Genomic DNA, 17,210 nt, shown 5'->3' with positions numbered 1-17,210 from the left:
CGGGGGCGGTCTCGATGTGCTCGATCGTCCGGCTCTCCGTCAGCGGAGTCTGCGGGCCTTGGGGCGCTTGCGGGTGACGGGGCGGGCGCGGTCGACGGTGTCCAGTTCGCCGATCGTCGCGCGGACATGAGCCGGGTCGCCCTTGCGGGCGCCGCCCGCGCACCACCAGGACGGCCGGCCGTCGATGTCGCGCGGGTGCATACCGAGGTCATGGACGGTGCACAGGGGCCACGCCCGCCACAGCCGCTCCGTCACCGTGTCCTGGGCGGCCTCGACGACCGCCATCAGCGTCTCGGCGGCGGTCTCCGCCTCCGTCAAGGAGCTGCCGTGCGCCTCGCCGTTGGAGAGGGCCACGTAGACGTACTCGTCCCCGGTCTCCGGGTACACGATCAGGCGCAGGGGCCGTTGCTCGGGGGCGCTCACCGCCAGGTCCCGGTTGACGGCCGCCAGCGCCTCGTCCCAGCGCGGGTATGCGCCGACGGGCACGTCACGCGGCTCGGGCCGACCGGAAAAGGCACTCATGTGCCCATCCTCTCAGGCGCACCGCCCACCGCTCCGACGGGTCGACGCGACGACGCGTGCTGGACGGGTCTGTGACGATCCATGAGACTGGGCCGGGTCCGCGACCGCGCCCCGGCTCTGAAGGACGGTGCCCCATGGACGAGGAAAGCCCGCGCGTCGAACTCACGCCTCAGGCGGCCGACCTGGTACGGCGGCTGCGTGCCGCGCACGGTCCGCTGATGTTCCACCAGTCCGGCGGCTGCTGCGACGGCAGCGCGCCCATGTGCTATCCCGACGGCGAGTTCCGTACCGGTGGCTCGGACGTGCTGCTGGCCGAGCTGGCCGTGGACGGTGTGGCCGAGCCGGTCACCTTCTGGATGTCCCGGAGCCAGTACGAGGCGTGGAGCCACACCCGGCTGATCGTCGACGTCGTACCCGGACGGGGTAGTGGCTTCTCCCTGGAGGCACCCGAGGGGGTGCGTTTTCTCACCCGTTCTCGCGTAGTCGACGTCTAGTCGGCCCTGCGGTCGCCGCGTTCTGGTCCACTGCCCCGTAAAACCCGTACGACAGGGACAGTTGACGAGGCATCAGGGGGCACGGTGACCAGACGTCGCAGGCGTTCGGCAGCGGGCAGAGCGGTTCTCACAGGTGTCATGGCGTTCGGAGTACTGGCCGGTGCGGCCCCGGCGGGGGCGGCACCGGCCAGTGCCGTAGGGGCCGGCAAGCACATCGCGCCGGGTGTCTCCTACCGGCAGTTCGACGTCAAGGCGGGCGCGGGCACGACACACGCCCATCTGGTCACGGTCGACCTGGCCGACAAGCGTGTCCGGGTGGATCTGCTGCACCCGGACGCGGTGGCGGCCCGGGACACGGTCTCCCGGATGGCGGACGCGGCCGGGGCGGTCGCGGGGGTCAACGGTGACTTCTTCAACATCACCGAGACCCAGCACCCGGGAGTGGAGGCCACCGGCGCCGGCGTCGGACCGGCCATCGCGGGCGGGCAGGTGCTGAAGGCGGCGGTGCCGAACGGCCAGCGGTTCGGGCCCTCGCTGCCGCCGGGCACGAACACCCAGGACGTCTTCGGGGTGGGCACCGACCGGCGGGCCCGGCTCGACCGGCTGTCCCTCGTCGGCAGCGTCACCACGCCCGAGGGCGGGCTCCCCCTGCGGGGACTCAACCAGTACGCGCTCCCGGAGAACTCCGTCGGTGCCTTCACCTCGACGTGGGGCAGCGCCTCCCGGATGCGCTCCGTGTGCGGCACCGACGCCCAGCGTTCGGCTCCGTGCAGCACCGACACCTACGAGGTGAGGGTGCAAGGCGGCCGGGTGGCCTCCGCCGCCGACGCCCCGGGCGGCGGCTCGATCCCGGCGGACACCACGGTCCTCGTGGGCCGCGAGGAGGGTGCGCGGCAGCTGCGCAAACTCTCGGTCGGTGACAAGGTGACCGTCACGCACCGTCTGGCGGCGGCCTCCTCCCATGTGCCGTACGCGTTCGCGATCGGCGGCTTCCCGGTCCTGGAGAACGGGGCGCCGCTGTCCGGTCTCGACAACGTCACCTCGGCGGTGCGCACGGCCGTGGGCTTCGCCGACGGCGGACGGCATCTGCTGATCCTCGCGCTGGACGGGGCCGCCGCCTACCGGACCGGTATGACGGTCGCCGAGGAGGCGGCCACCATGCGCGCGTTGGGCGCGTCCGACGCGTTCAACCTCGACGGGGGCGGCTCGAGCGAGCTGGTCACCCGCGACGCGGGCGCGAGCACCGTGACCGTCCGTAACCACCCCAGCAGTGGCGCCGAGCGTCCCGTCGCGAACGGCATCGGCGTGTTCTCGGCCGGCTGAGCTCAGGGCCGCAGACTGCTCACCAGGTCCGCGGTCGTGGTGAGCCCGCTGTGGATGGTGGGCGCCATGCTCGTGCCGGCCAGATAGAAGCCGAGCAGCACGCAGACCAGGGCATGGGAAACCTTCAACGCGCCGTTGCGCATGAAGATCACGGCCAGGATCAGCAGCAACAGCACCGCAGAGATGGATACGGCCATCGGGGAACCTCCTCCGCCACGCCCCTTGTGCGGCGTTCGGCCGTAAGTGTGGCGTAGCGGAGGGTTCGTCCGGGCAGCTGACGTGTCCCCCGAACGTGTGGTGTCAGGCCGTGGGGTGGGCGTCGAGGAAGGCCTGCAGGCCTGCCAGGTCATCGGTGTTGAGGTAATCGACGCCGGCGGCGAGCAGCTCGGTCCACAGGGCGTCGCGGGCCGGGCCCGCGGCGTCCGGGGTGGCCCAGAAGCGCACCCGCTGCCCATGGGCGTGCGCGGCGGCGGTGATGCCGCGCAGCTTCCGCCGCTCGGCGTCGGGGAACGCGCCGTCACCGGACCAGGTGAACACCTGTGTCCAGTTGTCGCTGATCAGTGAGATGAAGGAGGCGGGAGCGGCGCCGCCGAGGTCGGCGAGCCGACCGTCGTAGAAGGCCAACCGCTCCGCTTGCGCCTGCATGGGGGCGCGGGCGGCGCGATCGCCGGAGATGACGGCGGTGACGGGTCCGGGGTGGATACGGCCGTGGTCGTACCGGGTGAACAGGTGCGGAAAGCGGCGCAGATGACGGTCGAGTTCGCGGTACGTCGACGATCCCTCGGTCTTGATGTCGACGAGGAGCTGCAGTGGCCGGCGCCACCCCCGGTACACGGAGTCGCCATTGGCCCGGACCAGGGCGGCCAGCGGGTCGAGATAGAGGGATTCGAGAGTGCGGGCCGGATCCAGCTCGGAGGCGTCGTGACCGATGAGGAGCTGGTCGCCGACGAGGAAGATGTCGGCCTCGACGCTGCCGAAGCGGTGGCCGAGCGCGTCGGACAGCGGCCGGTGCTGCTCGTAGTCGTTGTGGGCGTGCGCGTTCCACAGCGGGCGCCGACCCCGGTGCGGGCTGCCCGCCCAGGCCTGCGCCCCGGGCAGGACGACCGCACCGGCGAGGGCGGCGCCGAGCGTGGTGAGGGCTCCGCGACGGGTGCTGAGGGCCATGTGCTCTGCCTCCCCTTGGGATACCGGATGGGACCGAAGGGAGTATGCGTGCACCACACACCCAACAGGCCCCATCCGCCCGGGAGTTCACCCTCCGTTCACCTGCACCCGAAGCGGGACACGGTCACGGCCCCTGAAGATCGACCAAACCGGCCAGTGCCCCCTGATGCGCCCCCGCCGTGCCATAGGCGATCGAGTCCGCCTTGGCCCGCTTCAGATACAGGTGGATCGGGTGCTCCCACGTCATCCCGATCCCACCGTGCAACTGCAGTGCCTCCTCCGCGGCGTGGACGGCGACAGGCGCGGCATAGGCCTGGGCAACGGCCACCATCACATCGGCGTCCTCGCCGCAGGCCACCGCGTCGGCGGCCGCCCGCGCCGCAGCCCTGAGGTTGACGACCTCCAGCCACAGCTGGGCGAGCCGGTGCTTGAGGGCCTGGAAACCGCCGACCGGCCGGTTGAACTGCTTGCGCTCCTTCAGATAGCGGACCGTCTCGGTCAACGCCCAGTCGGCGAGGCCGAGTTGCTCGGAGGCGAGCAGTCCGGCGGCGGTGCGCAGGGCGCGTCGTACGGCGGGTCCGGCATCGCCGACGCGCCGGCCCGGCGCACCCTCCAGCCGTACCGTCGCCAGGGGCCGGGTCAGGTCCAGGGAGGTCTGCGGGGTGACCGTCACGGCGTCGGCGGCCACGGCGTACAGGCCGCCGTCGTCGGCCGGGACGAGCAGGACATCGGCCACGTCCGCATCCGCGATACCGGTCAGCTCGCCGTGCAGCCCGCCGTCCTCCGCCCGTACGGTCCTCACCTCGCCGCCCGGCGCCACGTGCAGGCCGACCGCCAGGGCGCCGATGGTGCGCCCGGCGGCCAGCCGTCCCAGCAGTTCCTCGTCGCCGCAGGCCAGCAGGGCCTCGGTGGCCACGACCGCGCTGGTGAGGTACGGCACGGGCGCGACCGCCCGGCCCAGCTCCTCCAGCACGACGGCGGCTTCGCGGGCGGAGGCACCCTGGCCGCCCTGTTCCTCGGGGATCAGGAGCCCGGCCAGGCCCATGCCCTCGGCGAGGGTCTTCCACAGGGCGCGGTCGTGCGGGGCGCCGGACTCGGCGCGGGCGATGACGTCCGCCGGTGCGCAGTGGTCCGTGAGCAGGTCGCGGACGGCGGCGCGCAGCGCCTCTTCCTCCTCGGAGTAGAGAAGATCGGTCATCGGGCCAGGTCCTTCCAGGCGACGTCCTTGTCGGTGCGCGGCTCGGCGGGCAGGCCGAGGACCCGCTCGGCGACGATGTTCAGCAGGACCTCGCTGGTCCCGCCCTCGATGCTGTTGCCCTTGGAGCGCAGATAGCGGTAGCCGGCGTCGCGGCCGGTGAAGTCGACCAGCTCGGGCCGGCGCATGGTCCAGTCGTCGTACAACAGGCCCTCCTCACCGCGGAGTTCGACCTCCAGGCCGCTGATCTCCTGGTTGAGGCGGGCGAAGGCGAGCTTCATGCCGGAGCCCTCGTAGCCGGGCTGGCCGGCGACGAGCTGCTGGCGCAGGCGTTCGGCGGTGAGACGGGAGACCTCGGCCTCGACCCACAGCTTCAGCAGACGCTGGTGGAGTTCATGGGTGCGCAGTTCGGGGCGTTCCCGCCAGGTCTGCGCGACGGGGCCGATCATGCCGCCCTCGCGGGGCAGGCGCATGCCGCCGATGGAGACGCGCTCGTTCATCAGCGTGGTCTGGGCGACCCGCCAGCCGTCGCCGATCCCGCCGAGGCGGCGGCTGTCGGGGATGCGGACGTCGGTGAGGAAGACCTCGTTGAACTCGGCCTCGCCGGTGATCTGGCGCAGCGGCCGGACCTCGACTCCGGGGTCGGTCATGTCGCAGACGAAGTAGCTGATGCCCGCGTGTTTGGGCACGTCCGGGTCGGTGCGGGCGATGAGGATGGCCCAGCGGGCGACATGGGCGCTGGACGTCCACACCTTCTGCCCGTTGACCACCCAGTCCTCGCCGGCCCGTACGGCCCGGGTGCCGAGCGCGGCGAGGTCGGAGCCGGCGCCGGGTTCGCTGAACAGCTGGCACCAGACCTCCTCCCCCGTCCACAGCGGTCGCAGATAGCGCTGCTTCTGCTCCTCGGTGCCGTACGCGAGGATCGTCGGCGCGGCCATGCCGAGACCGATGCCGATGCGCCGGGGGTCGTTGTCGGGGGCGCCGGCGGCCTCCAGTTCGGCGTCCACCACGGCCTGCAGGGAGCGCGGGGCGTCCAGTCCGCCGAGGCCCTGCGGGTAGTGCACCCAGGCGAGGCCGGCGTCGAAGCGGGCCCGCAGGAAGTCCAGGCGGTCCGTGCTCGCCGGGGGGTGCTCGGCGAGCAACTCCCGGGTGCGGCGGACCAGTTCGTCGGCGTCGGTCATGCTGCTCCCTCCATCACCACGGCGATCCGGCCGATGGAGCGGCCGTCCGCCACCTTCTGCACGGCCGCGGCGGCCTCGTCCAGCGGCACCCGCTCGCTCACCAGCGGCTTGATCGCGCCCCGGGCTGCCAGTTCGGTCAGTTCCTCGTGGCAGCGCAGGATGAGCTTCGGGTTCTTGGTCGCGTACAGGCCCCAGTGCAGGCCGAGGATCGAGTAGTTCTTCACCAGCGCGTGGTTGAGGGCCGGGCTGGGGATGCTGCCGCTGGCGAAGCCGACGACGACGATCCGGCCCTCGAAGGCGACGAGCTTGGCGGACTGGGCATAGGCCTCGCCGCCGACGGGGTCGTAGACCACATCGGCGCCCCGGCCGCCGGTGGCCTCCTTCACGGCCGCGATCACGTCCTCGGCGCGGCGGTCGACCACCACGTCACAGCCGATCTCCCGGGCCACGGCGGCCTTGTCGGCGCCGCCGACGACCCCGATCACGGTGGCGCCGGCCGCCTTGCCGAGCTGCACGGCGGCGCTGCCGACCCCGCCGGCCGCGGCATGCACGAGCAGGGTCTCCCCCGCTTCCAGACGGGCCCGGCGGTGCAGGCCGAACCAGCCGGTCTGGTAGCCGATGTGCAGCGCGGAGGCCTCGGCGTCGTCCAGTGACTCGGGCGCGGGCAGCAGGGCGCGGGCGTCGGCGAGGGCGTACTCGGCGAAGCCGCCGTACGGCAGCACGGGGTTGGCGATCACCCGGCGGCCGTCCTCGGTCTCGCCGCAGATCTCCACGCCGGGCGTGAACGGCAGCGGCGGGCGTACCTGGTACTGGCCCCGGCACAGCAGCGCGTCGGGAAAGTTGATGTCGGCGGCGCGCACCCGCAGGAGCACCTGGCCGTCGCCGGGCGTGGGCCGCTCCACCTCCGCGAGGCGCATCACCTCGCTCGGCTCGCCGTTCTCGTGCACTTGCCATGCCTGCATGCGGGGCCTCCACGGGACTGCTTCGTCTGACCGGGTCCGACGGCATACTAAGCGGTCGCTTGCCGATCAGGGAACAGCGTGCCCGGCCCCGGCGCGCGTCGTGTGGCTCACTTCCCGGACGCCGGCCGCGCGCGTACATGCATCCGCTCCCCCTGCGGCCCGAACAGACTGAGGAACTCCACCGGCCCGTCCCCCGTCGAACCGAACCAGTGCGGCACGCGCGTGTCGAACTCGGCCGCCTCCCCCTCAGACAGCACCACGTCGTGCTCGCCGAGGACCAGCCGCAGCCGGCCCGAGAGGACGTACAGCCACTCATAGCCCTCGTGGGTGCGCGGGTCGGGCTCCTCCTTCCGCTGGGGTTCGAGCACCTTGAAGGCCTGCAGGCCACCGGGCTGGCGGGTGAGCGGCCAGTGGGTGCGCCCGCCTCGCACGATCGGTTTGGACCGCACCCGCGGATCCCCCACCGGCGGCGCGCCGACCAGCTCGTCCAGCGGCACCTGATGGGCCTGGGCGATGGGCAGCAGCAGTTCGAGGCTGGGCTTGCGCAGCCCCGACTCCAGCCGGGAGAGGGTGCTCACGGAGATCCCCGTCGCCTCGGACAGCCCGGCGAGGGTCACGTCCCGGTCCTTGCGCATGCGCCGCAGCCGGGGGCCCACTTCCGCCAGTACGTCGTCCGTGCTCATGACCACCATTGCAGGATCGGCAAATGTGTTTGTCAATCCCGCGGCGCTCACGCAGCCGCAACAGCGCCCGCGGCCGACAGCGCACCGCACCGGGCGGACGCACGGCCGCGAGGTACCGCGCATCCCGCGGAGCGCTGAGGCACCATGGCCCCATGCTGCTTGCCCGGCTCGCCCAGGTGTCTCGGGAAGTCGCCGCGACAGCGGCCCGCTCCCGCAAGACGGCACTGCTCGCGGAGCTGTTCCGGGAGACGGAGGCGGACGACGTGCCGATCGTCATCCCGTATCTGGCCGGCCGGCTGCCGCAGGGCCGGCTCGGCGTCGGCTGGAAGGCGCTCAGCCGCCCGGTGCCGCCGGCCGCGGCACCCACGCTCACGGTCCGGGAGGTCGACGCGCTGCTCACCGGGCTGGGCAAGGTGTCGGGACCAGGCTCGCAGCCACAGCGGGCCCGGCTCGTCGGCGAGCTGATGGGCGCGGCCACCGAGGAGGAGCAGCGCTTCCTGCTCGGTCTGCTCACCGGCGAGGTGCGGCAGGGCGCGCTGGACGCGGTCGCCGTGGAGGGCCTCGCCCTGGCGAGGGACGCGGACCCGGCCGCCGTACGCCGGGCCGTGATGCTCGCCGGGTCGCTGCAGCCGGTCGCGCGGGCCCTGCTCGCCGAGGGACCCGGGGCGCTCGACCGGTTCCGGCTCACCGTGGGCCGCCCGGTGCTGCCGATGCTCGCGCGGAGCGCCTCCTCGGTCGCCGAGGCGGTGGAGAAGCTGGGCGCGTGCGCGGTGGAGGAGAAGCTGGACGGCATCCGGGTGCAGGTCCACCGGGACGGCGACACGGTCCGGGTGCACACCCGCACGCTGGACGACATCACCGACCGGCTGCCCGAAGTGACCACCATCGCACGCCAGTTGGGGGGTGAGCGGTTCATCCTGGACGGCGAGGTGCTCGCCTTCGACGACGCCGGGCGGCCCCGGTCCTTCCAGGAGACGGCGGGCCGGGTCGGCTCCCGCACGGACGTGGCGAGGGCGGCCGGTCAGGTCCCGCTCTCCCCCGTCTTCTTCGACGCCCTGTCGGTCGACGGCACCGATCTGCTGGACCTGCCCTTCGCCGAGCGGCACACGGAGCTGGCCCGGCTGGTGCCCGAGCCGCTGCGGGTGCGCCGTACGGTCGCCTCCGGCCCCGAGGACATCGCGGCGGCGGAACGGTTCCTCGCCGAGACCCTGGCCCGGGGGCACGAGGGCGTGGTGGTCAAGGCGCTGGACGCGCCCTACAGCGCGGGCCGACGCGGCGCCTCCTGGCTGAAGGTCAAGCCCGTGCACACCCTGGACCTGGTCGTGCTGGCCGCCGAGTGGGGCCACGGCCGCCGCACCGGCAAGCTCTCCAACCTCCACCTCGGCGCCCGCAACCCGGACGGCACCTTCGCGATGCTCGGCAAGACCTTCAAGGGCATGACCGATGTGATGCTCGCCTGGCAGACGAAGCGGCTGCGGGAACTGGCGGTCGAGGACGACGGCTGGGTGGTCCGGGTCCGCCCCGCACTCGTCGTGGAGATCGCCTACGACGGGCTGCAGCGCTCCTCCCGCTACCCGGCCGGCGTCACCCTGCGCTTCGCCCGGGTGGTCCGCTACCGCGAGGACAAGCGCCCCGAGGAGGCCGATACGGTGGAGGCCCTGCTGGCGGCCCACCCGGAGGTCGGACCATGACGGTGCGTGCGACGAAGCGCAGCGCGGGACTGCTGTTGTTCCGGCACACCGACGACGGCCTGCAGGTCTTGCTCGGCCATATGGGTGGTCCGCTGTGGGCGAAGAAGGACGCGGGGGCGTGGACCGTCCCCAAGGGGGAGTACGAGCCCGACGAGCCGCCCTGGGAGGCCGCACGGCGCGAGTTCCAGGAGGAGCTGGGGCTCGCGCCGCCCGACGGGACGGCCGTACCGCTGGGCGAGGTCGTGCAGAAGAGCGGCAAGATCGTCACGGTGTGGGCCGTCGAGGCGGACCCCGATCTGAGCGCTTTCACCCCCGGTACCTTCACCCTTCAGTGGCCGCCGCGCTCCGGCCGGGAGCAGGAGTTCCCGGAGCTGGACCGGGTGGAGTGGCTCGGCCTGGACCGGGCCCGCGAGCTGGTCGTCGCGGCGCAGCGGGCGTTTCTCGACCGGCTGGCCGAGCACACGGACTGAACCGGACGCCACGCGTTGCGCAGCGCACGCCCGCGCGCGAAGGTCGAGTCAAGCCCGCTCCCAGGGAGGTCAGCCATGCCCATCGCGACGGTGAACCCGACGAACGGCGAGACGCTCAAGACGTACGAGCCCATGGGCGAGGAGGAGCTGGAACGCCGGCTCCAGCTCGCCGAGGCCACGTTCCGCACGTACCGGACCACCACGTTCGCCGAGCGGGCCCGGCTGCTGGACAAGGCCGCCGATCTGCTGGACGAGGACCGGCCGGAGATCGCCCGGACCATGACCCTGGAGATGGGCAAACCGGTCAAGCAGGCGCGTGCGGAGGCCGCGAAGTGCGCGAAGGCGATGCGCTGGTACGCCGGACGCGCCGAGTCCCTGCTGGCGGACGAGGAGCCCGCCGAGGCGGATGTGACGGACTCCGGGGCGTCCCGGGTCCGGGTGTGCTACCGGCCGCTCGGGCCGGTGCTCGCGGTGATGCCGTGGAACTTCCCGCTGTGGCAGGTCGTACGCTTCGCCGCGCCCGCGCTCATGGCCGGCAACGTGGGCCTGCTCAAACACGCCTCCAACGTCCCCCAGACGGCCCTGTATCTGGAGGACCTGTTCCATCGGGCGGGCTTCAAGGAGGGCTGTTTCCAGACGCTGCTGATCGGCTCGGGCGCGGTGGACGGCATCCTGCGCGACGAGCGGGTGCGGGCGGCGACACTGACCGGCAGTGAGCCGGCGGGCCGGGCGGTCGCCTCCACCGCCGGGGAGATGGTCAAGAAGACGGTGCTGGAGCTGGGCGGCAGCGACCCGTACGTCGTGATGCCCTCCGCCGATCTGGACCGGGCGGCGCAGGTGGCGGTCACCGCACGCGTGCAGAACAACGGGCAGTCCTGCATCGCGGCGAAGCGGTTCATCGTGCACCGCGATGTCTACGACGCCTTCGCCGAGAAGTTCGTCGCCGGGATGGCGGCGCTCAGGCTCGGCGACCCGCTGGCGGAGGACACCGACGTCGGACCGCTCGCCACCGAGCAGGGACGGGCCGACCTGGAGGAACTGGTCGACGACGCGCGGCGCAGCGGCGCCGAGGTGCGGTGCGGCGGCGCACGGCCGGACGGGCCGGGCTGGTACTACCCGCCGACCGTGCTGGCCGGCATCACCCGCCAGATGCGCATCCACCGGGAGGAGGCGTTCGGTCCGGTGGCCACGCTGTACCGGGCCGGCGACCTGGACGAGGCCCTGCTCATCGCCAACGACTCGCCGTTCGGTCTGAGCTCCAACGTGTGGACGCGGGACGACGACGAGGTGCAGCGGTTCGCCCGCGATCTGGAGGCCGGATCGGTGTACGTCAACGGGATGACGGCCTCCCATCCGGCGTTCCCGTTCGGCGGGGTCAAACGGTCCGGGTACGGGCGTGAGCTGTCCGGGCACGGAATCCGCGAGTTCTGCAACATCACCACGGTTTGGCAGGGTGCGTGAGCGCCGCGCGGCTAGCATCCGGTTTGTGAACGGCGAAGTGACTCTGCCTCTGATCGTGGACGACCGCGGGGCCCTGCAGGTGGGTGCGGCCGATGTGAGTAAGTTGCTGCGGACCGTGGGGGCTCGGTGGCTGCGGCTCGTCGAGACCGGGGAGCAGGGGCTGGACGAGGACACGGTCGCGGCTTTGACCATCGAGCTGGCCAAGCTGGCGGATCGTATCGACGTGGCGTGTATCGCGCACAGCAGCGGGGCGCCGTAGAGGTGGACGGGTCAGCTCAGCGTCGACCAGAACATGCTCTCGTACTTCTGGAGCAGGGTTCCGTACGTGTGCGCGCTGTCCGGGTCCAGGGTGCCCGAGTCCAGGCCCGCCTGCACCGCTGACGCCGCCTGTGCGTCCAGGTCGGGGGCCGGCTCGGCGAAGAAGTCGAAGAACGCGCAGGCCTCGTCCCCGAAGCCGTAGTGCGTGCGCAGGCCCGTCGCGATACGGGCGCAGTAGCCGCCCCAGGCGGAGAAGTTCGCCGTGAGGGCGAGGACGACGTCAGCGGGCGATGCGTTGAGGGCCAGCCAGGAGACATGGCGGGGTAGGCCTGGCAGCCGGCCAGGGGGACGTAGGCGCGGGACTGGTCCTGCGTCACGCCACAGGCCCGTGCGAAGGCCTCCAGATGCGCCGCCGCCAGTTCCTCGCCGGTCGCGAGGGTGGTGAAGAAGGCCGCGCAGCCGGGGTCGGCGCGTTGCGCCAGGTGCTCGAAGGCGCGGCGGTCGGCCGGGATCACCCACCGCTGTTCCAGGGCGAGGCTCGCGAGCGTCCGTACGGGTGCCTCGCCGCGTTCCACGAGCGGAACGACGGGGTTGGCCGCCGGGTCCGGGGCGAGCGCTCCGGTGGTCGTGCGCAGCAGTTCCCGGGCCCTACCCGTCATGGCGTTCTCCCTCACCTGGATGTGGCACTTGTCACCCGAGCCTGGCACGGCATCCCCGGTCTGGAGTAGTTCGGCGAGAGATCGTCGCCGGTCCGAGTGATCGTGGGTGAACCACCTCTTGAGGTGAACGTCCTTCTGACCGGCGGGCAAAGGCCTTCCGGAAGGCTGAAAGCAGGCACGGTTCATGGCGACTTTGTGCAGACCATCGGTGTCGGTTCCGGAACACGTGATCACGATGGAGGAGACGCTGGAACTGGCGCGCTCCCGCCACGCGGATCACCCGCAACTGCCGCTCGCGCTGCGGCTGATCGAGAACACGGGCGTCAAGACCCGGCACATCGTGCAGCCCATCGAGGAGACCCTCAAGCACCCCGGCTTCGAGGACCGCAACAAGCTCTACGAGGCCGAGGCCAAGGCCCGGGTCCCCGCGGTGATCCAGCGGGCGCTCGACGACGCGGAGCTCCTGACCACCGACATCGACATGATCATCTACGTTTCGTGCACGGGCTTCATGATGCCCTCGCTCACGGCGTGGCTGATCAACGAGATGGACTTCGATCCCACGACCCGGCAGTTCCCCATAGCCCAGCTGGGCTGTGCGGCCGGCGGCGCGGCGATCAACCGCGCGCACGACTTCTGCTCGGCCTACCCCGAGGCCAACGCTCTGATAGTGGCCTGCGAGTTCTGCTCGCTGTGCTACCAGCCCACCGACCTCGGCGTCGGCTCGCTGCTCTCCAACGGCCTGTTCGGTGACGGCATAGCCGCCGCCGTGGTCCGCGGCAAGGGCGGCACCGGCATCGAACTCGAACGCAACGGCTCGTACCTGATCCCGAAGACCGAAGAGTGGATCATGTACGACGTCCGTGCGACCGGGTTCCACTTCCTGCTCGACAAGCGGGTGCCGGCCACCATGGAGCCGCTGGCCCCGGCGCTGCAGGATCTCGCGGGCATGCACGGCTGGGACGCGTCCGACCTGGACTTCTACATCGTCCACGCCGGCGGACCCCGCATCCTCGATGACCTGAGCAAGTTCCTCCAGGTCGACCCGCACGCGTTCCGGTTCAGCCGGGCCACCCTCACGGAGTACGGCAACATCGCCTCCGGCGTCGTGCTGGACGCGCTGCGCCGGATGTTCGACGAGGGCGGCGCCGAGCACCGGGCGCGCGGGCTCCTCGCCGGGTTCGGACCCGGCATCACCGCGGAAATGGCGCTGGGCCGCTGGCGTGGCCCTGACCGAGAAACGGCATGAATACGGCATGACGGAAGAGACGCTCACCGAGACCCTGCCCCCGATCCGGCACTGGCCCGCGCTCGACCTGACCGGGACGGACTTCGACCCGGTGCTCAGGGAGCTGATGCGCGAGGGACCGGTCACCCGCATCCAGTTGCCCAACGGCGAGGGCTGGGCGTGGCTGGTGACCCGGATGGACGACGTCCGCATGGTCACCAACGACCCCCGCTTCAGCCGCGAGGAGGTGATGAAGAAGCCGGTCACCCGGCTGGCCCCGCACTTCATCCCGGACCCGGGTGCGGTCGGTTTCCTCGACCCGCCCGACCACACCCGGCTGCGCCGCTCGGTGGCGGCCGCGTTCACCGCCAAGGGCGTGGAGCGGGTGCGCGAGAAATCGCGCGCCATGCTGGACGAACTGGTCGACGAACTCCTCCAGGACGGCCCGCCCGCGGATCTCACGGCCGCGGTCCTCAGTCCGTTCCCGATCGCGGTGATCTGCGAAATGATGGGCGTCCCGGCCGCCGACCGGCACACCATGCACACCTGGACGCAGCTGATCCTGTCCTCCTCGAACGGCAAGGAGGTGAGCGAGAAGGCCAAGCGGGAGATGGCCGCCTATTTCTCCGACCTGATCGGGCTGCGCGAGAACAGCACGGCCGAGGACGTCGCCTCGCTGCTGGGCGCCGCGGTGGGCCGGGGCGAGGTCACCCTGGAGGAGGCCGTCGGGCTGGCCGGTCTCCTGCAGATCGGCGGCGAGGCGGTCACCAACAACAGCGGGCAGATGTTCTATCTGCTGCTGACCCGCCCCGACCTGGTGGACCGGCTGCGCGCGGAGCCGGAGATCCGTCCCAGGGCGATCGACGAGATCCTGCGCTGGATCCCGCACCGCAACGCGGTCGGCCTGTCCCGGATCGCCCTGGAGGACGTGGAGATCCGGGGCGTGCGGATCCGCGCGGGAGACGCGGTGTACAACTCCTATCTGGCCGCCAACCGCGACCCGGAGGTCTTCCCCGACCCGGAGACCATCGACTTCTCCCGCAGCCCGAACCCCCATGTGTCCTTCGGTTTCGGCCCGCATTTCTGTCCCGGCAACATGCTGGCCCGGCTGGAGGAGGAACTCCTGGTGGACGCCCTGCTGGACCGGGTACCGGGCCTGAGGCTGGCCGTACCGCCGGAGAAGGTGCCCTTCAAGAAGGGCGCGCTGATCCGGGGGCCCGAGGCCCTGCCGGTGACCTGGTGAGCCGACCATGACCTGGACCGAGGGAGTGACCGAGGGACTGTATGTACCGCCGGGCCACGGCCGTGTCGTGGAGACGCCGGCCCAGCGGGTGACGTTCAAGGTCACCGGCACGCATTCGCGGATGGCCTCCGCCTTCGAGGTGGAGGTCCCGCCGGGCTTCGACGTGGGCGCCCATGTGCACACCCGCAGCGAGGAGCTGTTCTACGTGCTGGAGGGCGAACTGGATGTCCTCGCCTTCGAGCCGCGCGTCCGTACCCCCGACAACTGGCAGAAGTGGGAGTCCAGTTCGGGCAGCAGGGTGGTACGGGCCACCCCGGGCACGGTCATCGTCGTACCCCCGGGCTGCCCACACGCGTTCACGAACCCGACGGACACACCGGCGAAGATGTTCTTCCAGGCATCCCCGCCACCCGACCACGAGCGCTATTTCGAAGAGCTGCTGGAAATTCTGGGTAACGGCGGCCCGCCGGACCAGGAAGCCATCGAGGCGCTGAGGGCCAAGTACGACATCGAGCAACTGACACCCTTGAGACACAGGTGAGTTTCCCCACCCAGGGGCGCCGGGAACTGCGCGACCAGCCACACGCGACGGAGTGACCGGATCGCGCAGCACCCCCCATGGCGCTACCGAATGGTCATCCCGGCCAGCGTGCGCGCGATGACCAGCCGCTGGATCTCGCTCGTACCCTCGAAGATCGTGTAGATCGCGCTGTCCCGGTGCATCCGCTCCACCGGGTACTCACGCGTGTACCCGTTACCGCCCAGGATCTGGATCGCCTGCGCGGTCACCTTCTTCGCGGTCTCACTCGCGAACAGCTTGGACATCGATCCCTCGGCGGCGGTGAACGGCCTGCCGTTGACCGCCATCCACGAGGCCCGCCAGACGAGCAGACGAGCCGCGTCGATCTGCGTCCGCATGTCGGCGAGCTGGAAGGCCACACCCTGGTTGTCGATGATCGGCCGCCCGAACTGCTCGCGGGTCCTGGCGTAGTCGAGCGCGACCTCGTAAGCCGCCCGGGCGGTACCGACAGCCATGGCTCCCACGGCGGGCCGGGACGCCTCGAACGTCGCCATGGCCGCGTTCTTCACGCGCTCGCCGCCGGCGGCCTTCGCCTTCTCGCGGGCCCGGGCGAGCCGCTCGTCCAGCTTCTCCTTGCCACCGAGCAGACAGGAGCCGGGGACACGGACGTGATCGAGGATGACCTCGGCGGTGTGCGAGGCACGGATGCCGTGCTTCTTGAACTTCTGGCCCTGTGCGAGACCCGCGGTGCCCGGCGGGACGATGAAGGACGCGTGCCCCTTGGAGCCCAGCTCCGGGTCGACGCTGGCCACGACGACATGGACGCCCGCGATGCCGCCGTTGGTGGCCCAGGTCTTCGTGCCGTTGATCACCCACTCGTCCGCCGCCTCGTCGTACACGGCTCGCGTGCGCATGGAGGCCACGTCGGATCCGGCGTCGGGCTCGGAGGAGCAGAACGCGGCGACCTTGACATCGGTCTGGTCGCCGTACATCTGCGGGATCCAGGTGCCGATCTGCTCCTCGGTCCCGTTGGCGAGAACGCCCACGGCGGCCAGACCGGTGCCCACGATGGACAGGGCGATGCCGGCGTCGCCCCAGAAGAGCTCCTCCATGGCCATCGGGATGCCGAGGCCGGTGGGGTCGAAGTACTGCTGGGCATAGAAGTCAAGGGAGTAGATGCCGACCTTGGCGGCCTCCTGGATGACCGGCCAGGGGGTCTCCTCGCGCTCGTCCCACTCGGCGGCCGCGGGGCGGATCACATCGGCGGCGAAGCCATGGAGCCAGTCCCGGACTTCCCTCTGTTCGTCGTTCAGCTCCATGGTGAATTCGGCCATGTCCCCTCCAGCGGCGGCGGTACGGTGTTACTAGCGGTAACCCGAGTGTGTTACCGACGGGTAGGAAAAGTCAACCGTCGATGACGCCTCGGCATCCCGTTCGATGTCAGGGGCACAGTCAGTGTTAGTTTGCGCAGGCGTCACCGAATCAGCACGGGTGGGGAGAGCACATGGACACCACGCAGCGGACCGATCAACAGCGGTCCGCCGACCGCCGACGGCGCGAGCTGCTGGAGGCCGCCGACAGGGTGGTGCTGCGCGACGGCCCACAGGCGTCGATGAACGCGATCGCGGCGGAGGCCGGGATCACCAAGCCGATCCTGTACCGCCACTTCGGCGACAAGGGCGGACTCTACGCGGCGCTCGCCAAGCGCCACACGGACGCGCTGCTCGATTCGCTGCGGGCGGCGCTGGACGCTCCCGCGGACCGGCGGGAACGGGTGGAGTCCACGCTGGACACCTATCTCGCCGCGATCGAGGCACGTCCTCAGGTGTACCGCTTCCTGATGCACCCGGCGGAGGGGAGCACGGGCGCGGACCAGGGCTTCGATGTCGGCAAGCACTCGGCGCCGTTGCTCCGCAGGATGGGCGAGGAACTGGCCCAGGTCATCGAGGAGCGGGTGGATCTCGGACCGGAGAGTCAGCAGCTGGCGCGGGTGTGGGGGCATGGCATCGTCGGGATGATGCACGCGGCCGGGGACTGGTGGCTGGGCGAACGGCCTTGTTCCCGCGCCGAGTTGGTGAGGTCGCTCGCCGACCTGCTGTGGGGCCGCCTCGCGGCCGCGGGGGACAAAATCGGGGGTCCGGGGTTCTGAGGGGCCG

At 71.3% G+C, this 17,210-nt stretch carries 19 protein-coding genes; 10 read left to right on the top strand and 9 right to left on the bottom strand.

The window, feature by feature from the left end; all coding sequences use genetic code 11:
• Nucleotides 1-39 precede the first annotated feature (39 nt).
• Complete coding sequence (locus IE277_RS13510; protein WP_189951998.1) at nt 40-522, bottom strand: hypothetical protein; 483 nt, start codon at nt 520-522, stop codon at nt 40-42.
• Nucleotides 523-656: 134 nt separating this feature from the next.
• On the opposite strand from IE277_RS13510, the gene IE277_RS13505 reads away from it, so the two are divergent.
• Both IE277_RS13505 and IE277_RS13500 read left to right on the top strand, forming a co-directional pair.
• Nucleotides 657-1,016, top strand: coding sequence for a DUF779 domain-containing protein (locus tag IE277_RS13505; RefSeq protein ID WP_189951996.1), 360 nt, complete (start codon nt 657-659; stop codon nt 1,014-1,016).
• Between the two features lie 138 nt (nt 1,017-1,154).
• Nucleotides 1,155-2,339 carry a phosphodiester glycosidase family protein gene (locus tag IE277_RS13500; RefSeq protein ID WP_189951994.1) on the top strand — a complete coding sequence of 395 codons (1,185 nt, stop codon included), beginning with the start codon at nt 1,155-1,157 and terminating at the stop codon, nt 2,337-2,339.
• A 2-nt stretch (nt 2,340-2,341) separates the two neighbouring features.
• On the opposite strand, the gene IE277_RS13495 is transcribed toward IE277_RS13500, so the two are convergent.
• The 6 genes from IE277_RS13495 to IE277_RS13470 form a co-directional block, all read right to left on the bottom strand.
• Nucleotides 2,342-2,536: a hypothetical protein gene (locus tag IE277_RS13495; RefSeq protein ID WP_189951992.1), complete on the bottom strand. Its 195-nt coding sequence runs from the start codon at nt 2,534-2,536 to the stop codon at nt 2,342-2,344.
• A gap of 103 nt (nt 2,537-2,639) precedes the next feature.
• Nucleotides 2,640-3,503 (bottom strand): phosphatidylinositol-specific phospholipase C/glycerophosphodiester phosphodiesterase family protein, encoded by an 864-nt coding sequence (locus IE277_RS13490; protein ID WP_189951990.1) that lies wholly within the window; start codon nt 3,501-3,503, stop codon nt 2,640-2,642.
• 124 nt (nt 3,504-3,627) lie between these two features.
• A complete protein-coding gene (locus IE277_RS13485) occupies nt 3,628-4,701 on the bottom strand; it encodes an acyl-CoA dehydrogenase family protein (protein WP_189951987.1) in 1,074 nt (357 codons plus the stop codon).
• Nucleotides 4,698-5,879 carry an acyl-CoA dehydrogenase family protein gene (locus IE277_RS13480; RefSeq protein WP_189951985.1) on the bottom strand — a complete coding sequence of 394 codons (1,182 nt, stop codon included), beginning with the start codon at nt 5,877-5,879 and terminating at the stop codon, nt 4,698-4,700. Before IE277_RS13480 ends, IE277_RS13485 begins: the two co-directional genes overlap by 4 nt.
• Nucleotides 5,876-6,841: an NADPH:quinone oxidoreductase family protein gene (locus tag IE277_RS13475; RefSeq protein ID WP_189951983.1), complete on the bottom strand. Its 966-nt coding sequence runs from the start codon at nt 6,839-6,841 to the stop codon at nt 5,876-5,878. The genes IE277_RS13480 and IE277_RS13475 overlap by 4 nt, the downstream gene beginning before the upstream one ends.
• A gap of 107 nt (nt 6,842-6,948) precedes the next feature.
• On the bottom strand, nt 6,949-7,524 hold the full coding sequence (locus IE277_RS13470) for a helix-turn-helix domain-containing protein (protein ID WP_189951981.1): 576 nt from the start codon (nt 7,522-7,524) through the stop codon (nt 6,949-6,951).
• 152 nt (nt 7,525-7,676) lie between these two features.
• Here IE277_RS13470 and IE277_RS13465 point away from each other — a divergent pair, with 152 nt between their 5' ends.
• From IE277_RS13465 to IE277_RS13450, 4 genes are all read left to right on the top strand, one after another.
• Nucleotides 7,677-9,215, top strand: coding sequence for an ATP-dependent DNA ligase (locus IE277_RS13465; RefSeq protein ID WP_189951979.1), 1,539 nt, complete (start codon nt 7,677-7,679; stop codon nt 9,213-9,215).
• The gene (locus tag IE277_RS13460; RefSeq protein ID WP_189951977.1) at nt 9,212-9,685 is read left to right on the top strand and encodes an NUDIX hydrolase; all 474 of its coding nucleotides are present in this window, start codon (nt 9,212-9,214) and stop codon (nt 9,683-9,685) included. The genes IE277_RS13465 and IE277_RS13460 overlap by 4 nt, the downstream gene beginning before the upstream one ends.
• Nucleotides 9,686-9,760: 75 nt before the next feature.
• The gene (locus tag IE277_RS13455) at nt 9,761-11,146 is read left to right on the top strand and encodes an NADP-dependent succinic semialdehyde dehydrogenase (RefSeq protein ID WP_189951975.1); all 1,386 of its coding nucleotides are present in this window, start codon (nt 9,761-9,763) and stop codon (nt 11,144-11,146) included.
• A gap of 25 nt (nt 11,147-11,171) precedes the next feature.
• Nucleotides 11,172-11,405: a DUF6213 family protein gene (locus IE277_RS13450; RefSeq protein WP_189951973.1), complete on the top strand. Its 234-nt coding sequence runs from the start codon at nt 11,172-11,174 to the stop codon at nt 11,403-11,405.
• 11 nt (nt 11,406-11,416) lie between these two features.
• On the opposite strand, the gene IE277_RS13445 is transcribed toward IE277_RS13450, so the two are convergent.
• Nucleotides 11,417-11,923 (bottom strand): hypothetical protein, encoded by a 507-nt coding sequence (locus IE277_RS13445; protein ID WP_308433375.1) that lies wholly within the window; start codon nt 11,921-11,923, stop codon nt 11,417-11,419.
• Nucleotides 11,924-12,247: 324 nt separating this feature from the next.
• Between IE277_RS13445 and IE277_RS13440 the strand changes: the two genes are divergently transcribed.
• The 3 genes from IE277_RS13440 to IE277_RS13430 are packed head-to-tail and all read left to right on the top strand — an operon-like array spanning nt 12,248 to nt 15,075.
• Nucleotides 12,248-13,312, top strand: coding sequence for a type III polyketide synthase (locus tag IE277_RS13440; protein ID WP_189951972.1), 1,065 nt, complete (start codon nt 12,248-12,250; stop codon nt 13,310-13,312).
• Nucleotides 13,313-13,319: 7 nt separating this feature from the next.
• A complete protein-coding gene (locus tag IE277_RS13435; protein ID WP_189951970.1) occupies nt 13,320-14,534 on the top strand; it encodes a cytochrome P450 in 1,215 nt (404 codons plus the stop codon).
• 7 nt (nt 14,535-14,541) lie between these two features.
• Nucleotides 14,542-15,075: a cupin domain-containing protein gene (locus IE277_RS13430; protein ID WP_189951968.1), complete on the top strand. Its 534-nt coding sequence runs from the start codon at nt 14,542-14,544 to the stop codon at nt 15,073-15,075.
• 83 nt (nt 15,076-15,158) lie between these two features.
• On the opposite strand, the gene IE277_RS13425 is transcribed toward IE277_RS13430, so the two are convergent.
• A complete protein-coding gene (locus tag IE277_RS13425; RefSeq protein WP_189951966.1) occupies nt 15,159-16,388 on the bottom strand; it encodes an acyl-CoA dehydrogenase family protein in 1,230 nt (409 codons plus the stop codon).
• Nucleotides 16,389-16,558: 170 nt separating this feature from the next.
• On the opposite strand from IE277_RS13425, the gene IE277_RS13420 reads away from it, so the two are divergent.
• On the top strand, nt 16,559-17,203 hold the full coding sequence (locus tag IE277_RS13420) for a TetR/AcrR family transcriptional regulator (RefSeq protein ID WP_189951964.1): 645 nt from the start codon (nt 16,559-16,561) through the stop codon (nt 17,201-17,203).
• The last annotated feature ends 7 nt before the right edge of the window (nt 17,204-17,210 follow it).

The organism is Streptomyces alanosinicus, from assembly GCF_014650595.1.
In the GTDB taxonomy this organism is placed as follows: Bacteria; Actinomycetota; Actinomycetes; order Streptomycetales; family Streptomycetaceae; genus Streptomyces; species Streptomyces alanosinicus.
This window is presented reverse-complemented; position numbering and strand designations above follow the sequence as displayed.